10 protein-coding genes and 1 tRNA gene are annotated in these 12301 nt (G+C 57.1%); 8 read left to right on the plus strand and 3 right to left on the minus strand.

Going from position 1 to position 12301, the window contains the following annotated elements; translation table 11 throughout:
- Positions 1 to 124: 124 nt before the first annotated feature.
- Positions 125 to 1027 (minus strand): 2-dehydro-3-deoxygalactonokinase, encoded by a 903-nt coding sequence (locus HGT1_RS16870; RefSeq protein WP_176251132.1) that lies wholly within the window; start codon positions 1025 to 1027, stop codon positions 125 to 127.
- Between the two features lie 211 nt (positions 1028 to 1238).
- Here HGT1_RS16870 and choX point away from each other — a divergent pair, with 211 nt between their 5' ends.
- The 6 genes from choX (at position 1239) to HGT1_RS16900 (ending at position 8794) form a co-directional block, all read left to right on the plus strand.
- Complete coding sequence (gene choX, locus HGT1_RS16875) at positions 1239 to 2162, plus strand: choline ABC transporter substrate-binding protein (RefSeq protein ID WP_176251133.1); 924 nt, start codon at positions 1239 to 1241, stop codon at positions 2160 to 2162.
- A gap of 82 nt (positions 2163 to 2244) precedes the next feature.
- Positions 2245 to 3078, plus strand: coding sequence for a choline ABC transporter permease subunit (gene choW / locus HGT1_RS16880; protein ID WP_176251134.1), 834 nt, complete (start codon positions 2245 to 2247; stop codon positions 3076 to 3078).
- An 8-nt stretch (positions 3079 to 3086) separates the two neighbouring features.
- Complete coding sequence (gene choV, locus HGT1_RS16885; RefSeq protein ID WP_255200253.1) at positions 3087 to 4118, plus strand: choline ABC transporter ATP-binding protein; 1032 nt, start codon at positions 3087 to 3089, stop codon at positions 4116 to 4118.
- A gap of 196 nt (positions 4119 to 4314) precedes the next feature.
- Positions 4315 to 6567, plus strand: a complete 2253-nt coding sequence (locus HGT1_RS16890) for a pyridoxal-dependent decarboxylase (RefSeq protein WP_176251136.1) — start codon at positions 4315 to 4317, stop codon at positions 6565 to 6567.
- A 211-nt stretch (positions 6568 to 6778) separates the two neighbouring features.
- The gene (locus HGT1_RS16895; protein WP_176251137.1) at positions 6779 to 7933 is read left to right on the plus strand and encodes an FIST signal transduction protein; all 1155 of its coding nucleotides are present in this window, start codon (positions 6779 to 6781) and stop codon (positions 7931 to 7933) included.
- A gap of 9 nt (positions 7934 to 7942) precedes the next feature.
- Positions 7943 to 8794 carry an adenylate/guanylate cyclase domain-containing protein gene (locus HGT1_RS16900; protein ID WP_176251138.1) on the plus strand — a complete coding sequence of 284 codons (852 nt, stop codon included), beginning with the start codon at positions 7943 to 7945 and terminating at the stop codon, positions 8792 to 8794.
- On the opposite strand, the gene HGT1_RS16905 is transcribed toward HGT1_RS16900, so the two are convergent.
- Positions 8784 to 9995, minus strand: a complete 1212-nt coding sequence (locus HGT1_RS16905) for a DUF4331 family protein (protein ID WP_176251139.1) — start codon at positions 9993 to 9995, stop codon at positions 8784 to 8786. The two genes, HGT1_RS16900 and HGT1_RS16905, sit on opposite strands and share 11 nt — an antisense overlap.
- Before the next feature lie 185 nt (positions 9996 to 10180).
- Positions 10181 to 11056: a hypothetical protein gene (locus HGT1_RS16910; RefSeq protein WP_176251140.1), complete on the minus strand. Its 876-nt coding sequence runs from the start codon at positions 11054 to 11056 to the stop codon at positions 10181 to 10183.
- Positions 11057 to 11185: 129 nt separating this feature from the next.
- Between HGT1_RS16910 and HGT1_RS16915 the strand changes: the two genes are divergently transcribed.
- Positions 11186 to 11261 (plus strand) — tRNA-Thr (locus tag HGT1_RS16915).
- An 81-nt stretch (positions 11262 to 11342) separates the two neighbouring features.
- A partial coding sequence (locus HGT1_RS16920; RefSeq protein ID WP_375708115.1) for a DUF6538 domain-containing protein occupies positions 11343 to 12301 on the plus strand: 959 nt, incomplete at its 3' end.

The following is a 12301-nucleotide window of genomic DNA, read 5'->3' on the forward strand; positions in this document are numbered from 1 at the left end:
ATCGGGCATATTATTTCAGCCCTGAATCAAGCGTCTTGGTTGGTCCATGTCATAAGTCTCTTTTGCTGCGGGAGGATCTTTGGCGAGATAGGTTCGGATCGCCATTAAAGTGATGAAAGGAACATTAACGATCTGGCAAATCACGGCTCATCAAATCACCCTCCATATGCGCCCAAGCCGACCGCAGGCCTGCAAGCAACTGGGCGTCGCGTGATATCAATTGCGGCTGCAAACCCTGCCCAACAAGGGCGGCCTTGTACAGATCAGAGAGTATCCCATCGCCCAAAACCACAACATTCTGGCCCAGCCAATAGGGGCGGGCACCCGACAGTTCCAGCCCGATCAGCGCCCCCATCAGGCGCGACCAACCCGCGCTGTTTGCCGCGCCGTTTAACGCTGCATCCGCTGAGATATGTGCCAGGTTCGCAGCGAAATTTTGCGGGCGCGCCATGATGTCCTCAACCGCCTGGCCGAACGCCGCTTCGTCCAACGGCCCCTGAGATGCGCAACCGGAAAAAGGGAGGTTCTTGACGAGAGTATCGGCCAGAGCGGGCGTTAGAAAACTTTGAAAGCTGACGATCTCGCCGGCGCTGACATGGGACCAGCGGGCGTGGGATGCGACAGTGCAAACCACACCGTCGAATTTGGGGTCCTGCAACAGCATCCCGGCTATGGCCGTTTCGCAGCCCGACATCAGATCCGCCGGCTTGGCCTGGCGCAGGCCCGGGACGACATGCAGCACCAAACGGGGATCAGCGACTTCAATCTGGAACGTTCCGTCCATTGGCACAGCCGGCACAGACCGAAGCAGGTCAACCGGCATATCGGGCAGCCCCGCACAGAATACAGGGGTGGGGTGGGCCAGCGACAGATAGGGGGCAAGAAACTCGGCCAATGTGGAAAGGGTATTATAGGCAAGGTCCACCGGCCCTGCATGTTGCGCGATGATTTTTCCATCCACACCGACGACCGATACCAGTGGATACTCCGCCCCCCATGTCAGGCCGATCCATTCTGTCTTGCGCATCTTTGCGAACCTTTGCTGTTGGGGCGCGGTACCTGTGATATTTGAGGGCCACTTGGCAGCGCGCCCATGGTTGACCCTTGGCTAACCCCCGCGCGATCCCGGTGCAAGGCTTGGAGCCACAGGTTGGATAGCCCAGAAATCGGGTTGCATCGGATGGGATGTTAGCGCTCTAATGCGCCATCAAATATCACATCACTGGGAGTGACCCGTCATGAAAATTCTCGCCGCCACCACCGCGCTTACGCTTAGCCTTGCCACCAGCCTTTCTGCTTCGGGCTGCGAGGAAGTTACTTTTTCAGACGTGGGCTGGACCGACATCACGGCCACGACTGCCGCGACAACCGTTGTTTTGCAGGCCTTGGGCTATGAAACCGATATCAAGATTCTGTCCGTTCCGGTGACCTATACCGCGATGGCCGCCGGAGACGTCGACGTGTTTCTGGGCAACTGGATGCCGACAATGGAAGCCGACATCGCCCCTTACCGCGAGGCGGGCACCGTTGATACCGTGCGTGCCAACCTGAACGGCGCGAAATACACATTGGCCGTCAACAAGGCCGCCGCCGATATGGGCATCAAGACTTTTGCCGATATCGCCGCCAATGCCGACACGCTGGACGCCACGATCTATGGCATCGAGCCGGGCAATGACGGCAACCGCCTGATCCAGTCGATGATCGACGGAAATGCGTTTGAACTGAAGGATTTCAAGGTCAAGGAATCGTCAGAGCAGGGCATGTTGGCACAGGTCAAACGCGCCACAGCCAAAGGCGAACCGATTGTATTTCTTGGTTGGGAACCGCACCCGATGAACGCGAATTTCGAGCTGACCTATCTTGAAGGTGGCGATGATTTCTTTGGCCCCAACCTGGGCGGCGCATCGGTCTTTACCAACACGCGCGCAGGCTATGTCGAAGAATGCCCCAATGTTGGCAAGCTGTTGAACAACATGGAATTTACGCTGGCCATGGAAAACGAAATCATGGGCGCAATTCTGGATGAGGGCCAGGAACCTGCGGATGCCGCAACCGCATGGATCAAGGCAAACCCCGCCGTGCTGGACGCCTGGCTGACAGGCGTCACCACGAAAGACGGTGGCGATGCGATGATGGCCGCCAAGACAATCGTCGAGTAATGCGCCGCACATGATCACAAAGGGCCTGCCGCCGGGTGGGCCCTTTTTCGTATAGATTACCCCCCTTTCGCGGAGACACCCGATGAACTGGCTCACCGACAATAAAATCCCGATCGACGACGCAGCAGAGGCGGCATTTGACTGGCTGCTGATCAACGCAGGCTGGTTGTTTGATGGTCTTTCTGTCGCGATGGAATGGTTGATTGATGCCATTTTATGGGTGCTGCAAACGCCGCATCCTTTGGTGATCATCGCGGCTTTTGCGGCCGTGACGTGGTTGATCCAGCGCAACTGGAAAACCCCGTTGATGATCGTTATGGGCTTCTTGTTCATCCTGAACCAAGATTACTGGGAGGAAACCACGGAAAGCCTGACACTGGTCCTGTCGGCCTGTGTGGTCTGTATGGGCGTGGGCGTGCCGATCGGTATTGCCGCCGCGCACCGCCCGAAACTTTACCGCTATATGGCCCCGGTGCTGGATCTGATGCAGACCTTGCCGACCTTTGTGTACCTGATCCCCGCGATTGTGTTTTTCGGCATCGGCATGGTGCCGGGCCTGATTGCAACGGTGATTTTCGTGCTGCCCGCGCCGATCCGTCTGACCCAGCTTGGCATCGCGTCGACGCCGAAACCGCTGCTTGAGGCCGCGCAAGCCTTTGGCGCGAAGCCCAGCCAGACCTTGTGGAAAATCGAATTGCCCTATGCCCTGCCGCAGATCATGACGGGGTTGAACCAGACCATCATGCTGTCGCTGTCCATGGTTGTGATCGCGGCGCTTGTGGGGGCGGATGGATTGGGCGTGCCGGTTGTGCGGGCGCTTAATTCCGTGAACACGGGGCTTGGGTTTGAATCCGGGCTGATTATTGTGGTCGTGGCAATCATGCTGGACCGTATGCTGCGGGTGACACGGAAATGAGCGCTGACATGAAAACCGCCCCGCAAAATGCCGTTGAATTTGACAATGTATCCATCGTTTTTGGCGATAAACCCGAACGGGCGTTGCCCTTGATGGACGCTGGCAAAGACCGCGCCGAAATCGAGGTCGCAACCGGTCAGGTGTTGGGGGTCCACAACTGTTCGCTGGATGTGAAATCGGGCGAAATCCTTGTTCTGATGGGGCTTTCCGGCTCTGGTAAGTCGACGTTGCTGCGGGCGGTCAACGGGTTGAACCCGATGGCGCGCGGGACGGTGCGGGTCAATGATGGCAGTTGGTCTTGCGATATTGCCGCCAGTTCGGCCACTGATCTGCGCCGCGTGCGCCGCGAATGTGTGTCGATGGTGTTTCAGCAATTCGGCCTGCTGCCGTGGCGGTCTGTGCGCGACAACGTGGCATTGGGGTTGGAACTGGCCGATGTTCCCAAGGCCGAACGCTATGAACGTGCCGACAGGCAGCTTGCCCTTGTGGGGCTGTCCGATTGGGCCGACCGCAAGGTTGGCGAACTGTCGGGCGGGATGCAGCAACGTGTGGGTCTGGCCCGCGCCTTTGCGACCGAGGCTCCGATTTTGCTGATGGATGAACCGTTTTCGGCGCTTGATCCGCTGATCCGCACGCGCCTGCAAGACGAGCTGCTGGATTTGCAACGCGAATTGAAGCGCACGATCATTTTCGTCAGCCACGATCTGGACGAGGCGTTCAAACTGGGCGGGCGCATCGCGATAATGGAAGGCGGGCGTATCGTGCAATGCGGCACCCCGCGCGAGATTTTTTCGAACCCCGCATCGCCCTATGTCGCGGAATTTGTTGCGAATATGAATCCGCTTGGCGTTTTGACCGCACGCGATGTGATGGGCCCCGTGGGCGGGGAAGGTGCCCAGACAGTGGCCGCCGAAACGCCGGTGGATGATTTGATCCACCAGCTGGGCGACACCGTGGCAGAAATCGCGGTCGAGGAAGACGGCAAGACCATCGGCACCGTGACAGCCGCCAGCATCATCGAAAGACTGCAAACGCGCTGACCCCTCGATAGGCCTTTGGCCTACCTAAACAGAGCACAGCCTTAAAGCCTGCGGTCATTTTTTTTGACCGCAGGGCCAAAAAATTTGTTAGTATACCATTAATACAGGTAACGATTTTTCCGGTTTTTTTCCCGGCAGGGCATCGCAGTTTTCGCGGCCCTTTATTGTATTCTTAATTATTAGGGGGCCTTCTTTTATGGCAACGCATGATAGCAAAACGCATTTCGCCAAAGTCGTATCTGCGCTTCACGCGCAGGCGCAGACGAACAACCGCTTGGATTTATTGAATGAAACGGGGACGCCGTCCCTGGCAGGCTGGTTCATTGGCCCGATGGGCGAAAATGAATCCGTGATGCAGCAGATGGTGGGCAAAGCGGTCGCGGCCAATGCGGGCGCGCGGCGCGAATATGGCCAGCAGTTTCGCGATCCGGTCTATGTGACCGACGAAATCAAAGCATCAGCCGACTATAAAACCACCATCGAGGCGCTGGAAACCCAGCTTGATCACATGTTGCACGCCTTGCACGGCTCAATTCCGCTGTCGAGCTATCGCAACCAGTCGCATATGTATTGGGATTGCACGATGCCCGGTTTCATCGGCTATTTCGCCGCGATGCTGTACAATCAAAACAACGTCGCAGCCGAAGCGTCGCCCGTGACCACCTTGCTGGAAATCGAGGTCGGCAAGGATTTGGCGCGGATGTTGGGCTATACCGTTCCCGAAGCCGAGACCGTGCCGCCGGGCACCATCGTCCCTTGGGCCCATATCACCTGTGACGGGTCGGTCGCCAACGCAGAAAGCATGTGGGCCGCGCGCAATCTGACCTATCTGCCCGTATCGCTGGCCAATGCGATCAAGCGTGAACCGTCGATGGCCGCAGCCAAGGATTTGACGGTCACGCTGGTCCAAGGCGGCAGCGCCAAACTGATCGAACTGGACAACTGGACGCTGATGAACCTTGGCGTGGACGAGGTGATTGGCCTGTCCCCCCGGCTGCAATCCGATTGCGGAATTTCGGCGGATACCATCAAGGACGTGTTGGACAAATATTCGGTGCAAAACATCGGGCTGGCCGATATGCACCGCACCTATCTCAAGGACGTGACCCAACTGCCGGTGATCATGGCCCCCAGCACGCGGCACTATTCGTGGCCCAAAGGGGCGGCGCTGTTGGGCTTGGGGGCGAACCACGTTCAAAACACCCATGTCGATCTGGATGGCCGTATGCGGATGGATCATCTGCGCGAACAGATCGAAACCTGCTATCAAAACCGCCGCCCCGTGCTCGAGGTGGTCGCCGTTCTTGGCACGACCGAGGAAAGCTCGGTTGATCCGCTGGCCGATATCGTGGCCCTGCGCGAGGAATACCGCAAAAAAGGGATGGAGTTCACCATTCACGTGGATGGCGCATGGGGCGGGTATTTCGCGTCAATCCTGCGCAAACCGCGCAATCCGTGGCCCAGCAACGAACAAGGCGCGCTGGAACACACCCCCGCACTGGTGATGAGCGACTATGTCACGCGCCAATACGAGGCGTTGCAACATGCCGACACGCAAACCGTTGATCCGCACAAGGCGGGTTTCATTCCCTATCCGGCGGGGGCCATGTGCTATCGCAACGGGGCGATGCGCGATCTGATCGCCTTTACCGCGCCGGTGGTGTTTCACGGCGGTGTAGATCCCACGGTGGGGGTCTATGGCATTGAGGGGTCCAAACCCGGCGCGGCGGCGGCGGGTGTGTATCTGTCGCACGCGATCATCCGGCCCGATCAATCGGGCTACGGCAAGTTGCTGGGCAAATGTATCTTTAATTCCAAACGCTTCTACGCGCAGCTGATGGCCGTCGCGGGCGAAGATGAATGTTTCAAGGTGGTGCCGTTCCAACGTCTGCCCGCCGAAAAGCAAGGCAAGTCCAAGGCCGAAATCGCCGCCCAGCTTGCCCTGATCCGCGATGAAATCGTGCCGCGTGAAAATGACGATCTGCTGGCCTATTTTGCCGACAATCCCGATGCTCAAACACTGTTCCGCGAGATGGGGTCGGATCAGAACATCGTCACCTATGCGTTGAATTTCCGCACTGCGGACGGCTGGAACACCGATGTGGCACTGGCCAATGATTTCAACACCGCGATGTTTCAGGCGCTCAGCATCGGGGCCTATAACGGGGGCGAGGTGCCGAGCCAGCCGATGTTCGTCACCTCCTCCAGCTTCGAGGTCGGGGATTACGGGCAGGAGTTTGTCGATGCCTTTGGCGCGCGGCTGTCGCTGGCCCCCACGAACGGGTCGGGGATCAACTTTCTGGTGTCCACGACCCAAGACCCTTGGGTCACGGCCACGGAAAAAGGCAATTGGCTGCCCATGGTGCTTGAAGCGCTCAAAGAAACGGCGCTTGAGCAGACAAAATTGATCGTGGCCAAAAACAACCTGCAACCATGGGCGGGGGGCTGAATAACGAGGTTTGCGGCATGAAACCAAGGGGTGTCCGGTGCACCGTTGGGGGTGCATTGATTGCCAAGCCATGGAAGGGTTGGCCCGAAGAAACGATTAAGGGTTTCCACAGGGCCGAACATCCGGCACATCATGAGGCAGATTAACGGCTATGGGGTAGCATTAGCTAGGGTAAACAGATCAGTACAGTTCAACTGGGGAGAGTGGGAACATGTTAAAGATTGCAACTGGTGCAAGTGAGGAAGTCGATACGATCGACGCTGTCGAAGAGGCGCTCGAGATCGCATTGGCGGGTATGGACGGGGTTCAGCCCAAGGCCGGGCTTGCATTTATCGGCATCGACGTCGACGCCGACGTGCTGGTCAAAGCCTTCGCAAAAGCGCTGCCCGGGGTGGAGCTGGCTGGATGTACCACCGATGGCGAGGTTGCCGGCCCTGACGGGTTTTTGGAAGACAGCGTTGTCATCACCCTGTTCGGGTCTGACGAGGTCGATTTCACCGTTGGCATTGGCCATGGCGCATCGGCTGACCCGAAAAAAGCAACGGCAACCGCCGTGGCAGATGCCCTTTCAAAGACCGATAAAAAGCCCGCGCTTTGCGTGGCAATGCCCGAAGGCATCGGCCCCGACATCAGCGAAATCGTTGGCGGGTTGCGCGCGGCCTTGGGCGAAGATTTCCCGATTGTTGGCGGGGCATCGGGCGACCAGATGCGCTTTCAGGGGACCAAGCAGTTTTGCAATACCGATGTCGCGTCAGATTCAGTGGCTGTGCTGATCATGTCCGGCCCGCTGGTGTATTCTTGTGGTGTGGCAACGGGCTATGTGGCGCTTGGCAATCCTCACAAGGTGACCAAGGCTGAAGGGTCGACAATCTACGAGATCGACGGCAAGCCCGCGATCAACCTGTACAAGGAATATGTGCAGGCGCAATCGGTGCACTTTCCCTTGGCGGTGTACAGCGACGAGCGGGATGATTTCCTGTTGTCGTCGCCTCAGGCCTTTGACGAGGCAAGCGGTGCGGTCACCTTTGTGAACCCTGTCGCGGTCGACAAGGATGTGCAGCTTGCGACGGCATCGCGCGACGAGATTGTCGCGGCCGCCCGGACCGCTGTGGAAAGCGCTTTCAAGGGGTTCCCCAAACAAAAGCCGGACGCCGCGCTGTTTTTCTCTTGTGCGGGCCGCCGTGCTGCATTGGGAACGCGGACCAAGGAAGAATACGAAAGCTTTGAAACCATCATCGGCGGGGCCTTTCCGACCGCAGGTTTCTATACCTACGGCGAAATCGGTCCAGCGGGCAATCAGGGCAGGGCGCTCCAACATACCAACGCATTTCTCGCGGTGCTGTTGGGTACCGCGCCTTCGACCTGATCTTCGTGCATGACGTCCGATGTCCAACACCGAAAGGGTTCCGACCCTGAAAAACTGCTGCGGCGGTTGGAAAAGCGGCTTGCGAAGTCGGAAAAGGACCGCGCCGAGCTTGAGGAGCTGATGGATGGGTCGCAGGCTTTCCAGCGCCGTGTGATCATGGATATCGAGGCCCAGAAGAACCAGATCGAGCAGCTATATGCATCGCTTGAGGCTGAAAAAGAACGGACGGAGCATTTGCTCCGTTCGATCATGCCCGAAACCATCGCCGAAGAACTGAAAGCCAGCGGAAAGGTGCGCCCGCGCCACATCCAGTCTGCCACAGTGATGTTCACGGATTTTGTGGATTTCACCAAAAAAACAGAATCGATGGACCCTGTCGCGCTGGTGGGGATGCTAGACCGTTATTACGGGGCGTTTGATGATATCGTGGCCCGGCATGGTGTCGAAAAGGTTAAAACCATCGGTGACGCCTATATGACCGTGGCCGGTGATCTGAACGGATCGGGCGAGATCGACCATGTCGCCGCAACCTGTGCCGCCGCGACGGCGATTTTGGCCTATGTGCAAAACAATCTCGATCAAACCGCCAAGGACGAAGTCGCCGGTTGGGGGGTGCGGATCGGGATTCACACAGGCCCCATTTCCAGCGGGGTGGTGGGGACCAAGCGGTTGAGCTTTGATATCTGGGGCGACACGGTGAACACGGCCGCCCGCATGGTCAGCGCGTGCCATGTGAACACGGTATTTCTGTCAGCCGATACCGCCGCGCTGCTGAAAGCCCCCGAAAGGGTCGTGCGCGGCGGCGATATCGAGGCCAAGGGCAAAGGAACCTTGCAAGCCTATCGGTTGCTTACTTCATGAAGATCGGGAAAACCGGTTCAATCTGGTTACCCGGTTTGAACGCCTGATTGATGGAAGGTGCGACATAGGGAAAGCGGTCCCTCATCCGTTGGGTGCCGATATGGGGCAGTTCGACCCCGTCGGCGGGCTCCATGAACGGGTTCAGGTCATAAAGCGTCCAGAAAATCGCATCTTCGCGCAGGTTGCGCCCGTTCGGATAGCCCGGTGCCGCTGACGGATCCCATTGGATCATATCGGGCAAGTAAAACGCGACCTTTTCGGCCAGCTTGTCTTGGCTGACCTCAAGCTGTTGGAACCGGTAGGTAAATTGTTCGCCGTAATTGGCCCCGTCCTGATCGGGCGTGGACGCATTATAGGCGTTGTTCAGATCGCCAATGGTGGGATATTTCGCGGCATTGCGCGGGGTGTAATATTCAGGGTTATACCCCGTTGGCGCATCCACCAGATAGATGCCCTGAATGCCCGCGCGGCCCATGCGGTCCACCGTATTGCCGGTCCCGTCCGCGACCGTCACCCAGTAATTCAACGGGTCTTTGCCCAGATCGGGCACCTCAAGCACGATCAGCGTCATATCGGTGCGCCCGAATGCCAGCTCGGATGACCCTTCGGCGGGCAGATGGTCACCCCCGGCCAATGCCTCTTTGATGGCCAGTGCGACAGGGGCATCCACGGTCAGGAAATCGAAAAAGAACGGATCACGCCGCGGCCCGACGAACAGCAATTCATCCATCTTGCCACTGACCACCTGGAGGTCCTGGTTCAGGGCCGTGGTCTGGCCGCTGCCATGCACGGTGCCGGTCCATTTGGCGTCCTGTGCCTCGGCTCCGATGGCCCTGCGCAGTTCAACCGGTTGCTGTTGACCATTGGTCGGCTGGCCCACCTTGATCTTATAGGCGATGTCGGCCTTGGCATCGCCGTCCGTGTCGAGGTTGAAAATATAGATCAGGTCCGGCGACAATGTGATCTTGTCAGAGGGCAGGGTGCCATCGGCCCCCGAACCTGACAGCGGATTAAGCGTCATCACCATGGCAAGCCCGCCGGTTTGCGGGCCCTGAAACAGGAAAGTGTCGCCAATATCGGCCTGCGGGTTTTGCTGGGTAAAAGGTGAATCGCGGTGGTCCGAGGCCAGCGCAGGGCCGCAAAGCGCCGCAAGGGCCGTCGCGTAAATGAAATGTCGGGTGGGTGGGGCTACAAATCTCATCGGCTAATCTCTCTCCAAAATAAATAAGGATCGCAGAAGTGCCCATAGGTTAACAAATATTAACAGACCTGCCTATAGCACCGCTGCGGGATCGGCACAGGCCGGCCTAAGGCCCGTTTGATGGCGATGGAAGTCCGGGCAGCCGCAGCCCGACCCTTTGGCCCCCGTTAGCCTGCGCGCCGCGGCTAGGGCAGGATCATCCGGATGCCGGGGATCTGCTGGATGCGCAGCACATCCTGATCATAGTTCTCGGTCATTTCTTCGACCAGATCATCGGTCCAGCCGACCATGTCCAACTCTTCCTCGATCGCGTCTTCCATGGCAAACTTGTCAAGAAACGCGGAAATCACCCGCTGCTCCTGAGCCCCCGAAATCTCTGGATGCGCCTCCATATAGGACCGGAACCGTTTCATGCCTTCGGTGGTCATGATCGTTTCAAGCAGGTCGAATTCGTTCTTCATCTTGGCCGCTTCGGGCAAGCCGGCCATTTCGTGCATGATCTTGCCCCAGATCAGCGGCGCATCTTCGTTGCACCAGACCGTCACGGCAATTTCAGGGGCCGAATCGTGCAACAGCTCCAAAGTTTCCGACCACCGCACATCCGCCGGGTCCCTGTTGCCCCAGAAATGCGCATCGGAATTATCTAACGACACCCCATGCAAAATCGGCAGCAAGGTCGCAGGATTGCGAATCCCTATGAAAAGCTCGATCTGATCATTCGGGAACAGCTGAACCATACGCATCATCCGCACCGGTGCGGCCGGATAGAGCATGCCTTCGACCATCGCGGTTGCGGGGGTGCGGAAAAAATTCGCATCCGACAAAATCACGCGCTTTGCTTCGGTGTCTTCCAACACCGCATCCAGCAACACATCCCGCGCGCCTTCGGCAACAGAAGACTTGTACATCGCATTCAAAGTATCGCGAAACAGGCCGCGATAGGTGCTGGGCCCCGGTACAAATGTTCCGTTTTTGGACAATGTTTCGGCATTTGCCAGCAAACTTTTCAGCAAACGTTCTTCTTCGGTGTAATGCGCACCTGCGTGCAAAACCAACTGCATGGATATTAAGCTCAACTTCTATGGTGTACCCAAGCCAATACCCGTTCTTGCCCGATCTGTAAAACTGCAAAATATCTGCAATTTCCCCTCTTGCGCCCCGTTCAGCAATCTTCTAAACGAACGCCCAGTGCCCCTATAGCTCAGCTGGTAGAGCAATTGATTTGTAATCAATAGGTCCGCGGTTCGAGTCCGTGTGGGGGCACCATAAATTCTTCAAAATTCGCTTAGCAAACAATGCGTTAGAAGTCTTTTTGCTGCCTTCAAGGTGACACAAAGGGTAACGCATATGTCCGTTGTAGTCTTAGAATTCGGAGCCTTGACCGTGATGGCCAAGTATATTTTTCAGAAGAACGCGAGCAGTCCTTGGTACTTCAGACGAAGAATCCCCGACGACCTGCGCAAGCATTATCCAGCCAAGAAAAATGGTTATCTGATCTTCTCACTTCAGACCAAAGACGCGAGCAAGGCTGCGCAAGCAGCTCACCGTCAATCTTTGGAGCAAGACGCCTTATGGGGAAGTCTTCGTGATGGGGCAGCGTCTGAGGGGCCAGAATTGGTTCGTGCCGCTAACGCTTTGTTGGGTTCTTTTGGTATCAAGGCGGGCCAGTATGTAGAGTACAAGAAGGCAGACCTTGAACCAGAAAAGTTCATGGAAGAGCTACGATATCAGGCTGATGCCAGAGAGCCGGAAAACAACATCGCGAGCTGGGCTGATGATCTGCCCCCGTTACATCGGTTGGCGGCGGACTTGTTCTACGGGAAGAAGCCACCTGTATTTCTTTCGTCAGCTACTATGGAGTTTCAGGAACTCAAGGGAGAGGACCCTGTTTCAAGAGCGGGTACCCTTAGGCGACGGGTAGTATCAGAATTCATTACTGAGTTTGGTGATCTGTCCATCGACCAATATACCAGAGAGAACGCCAATGACTTTGTTAAGTTTCTGGCGAAGAAGGGTAACAAGACTGCGACGATCAAGAGGCGTCTGAACTCTATTCGGCCCGTCTTTCGTCAGATGTCCCGAGAACGGGAACTTGATGACAGACGCATATTCGAAGCGATCAATATTCCGAATGAGGGTGACGATAAAATCGACCGACTTCCCTTTTCGAAAAACGAGATCAGCCTGATACAGCAAGCCTGTCTGGAAAAGGATGATGATCTGAGATGGATTGTAGGTTTGCTTTCGGACACCGGATTGAGGCTGGCAGAAGCCATTGGCCTTAGCCGACATTCCCCAAGTTGCCT

Source organism: Sulfitobacter sp. HGT1, from assembly GCF_013282155.1.
GTDB lineage: Bacteria > Pseudomonadota > Alphaproteobacteria > Rhodobacterales > Rhodobacteraceae > Sulfitobacter.

Excerpts from the sequence above, each read along its gene's own strand:
- HGT1_RS16870 (WP_176251132.1), bottom strand. The coding sequence starts at position 1,027 with ATGCGCAAGACAGAATGGATCGGCCTGACATGGGGGGCGGAGTATCCA.
- choX (WP_176251133.1), top strand. The coding sequence starts at position 1,239 with ATGAAAATTCTCGCCGCCACCACCGCGCTTACGCTTAGCCTTGCCACC.
- choW (WP_176251134.1), top strand. The coding sequence starts at position 2,245 with ATGAACTGGCTCACCGACAATAAAATCCCGATCGACGACGCAGCAGAG.
- choV (WP_255200253.1), top strand. The coding sequence starts at position 3,087 with ATGAAAACCGCCCCGCAAAATGCCGTTGAATTTGACAATGTATCCATC.
- HGT1_RS16890 (WP_176251136.1), top strand. The coding sequence starts at position 4,315 with ATGGCAACGCATGATAGCAAAACGCATTTCGCCAAAGTCGTATCTGCG.
- HGT1_RS16895 (WP_176251137.1), top strand. The coding sequence starts at position 6,779 with ATGTTAAAGATTGCAACTGGTGCAAGTGAGGAAGTCGATACGATCGAC.
- HGT1_RS16900 (WP_176251138.1), top strand. The coding sequence starts at position 7,943 with ATGACGTCCGATGTCCAACACCGAAAGGGTTCCGACCCTGAAAAACTG.
- HGT1_RS16905 (WP_176251139.1), bottom strand. The coding sequence starts at position 9,995 with ATGAGATTTGTAGCCCCACCCACCCGACATTTCATTTACGCGACGGCC.
- HGT1_RS16910 (WP_176251140.1), bottom strand. The coding sequence starts at position 11,056 with ATGCAGTTGGTTTTGCACGCAGGTGCGCATTACACCGAAGAAGAACGT.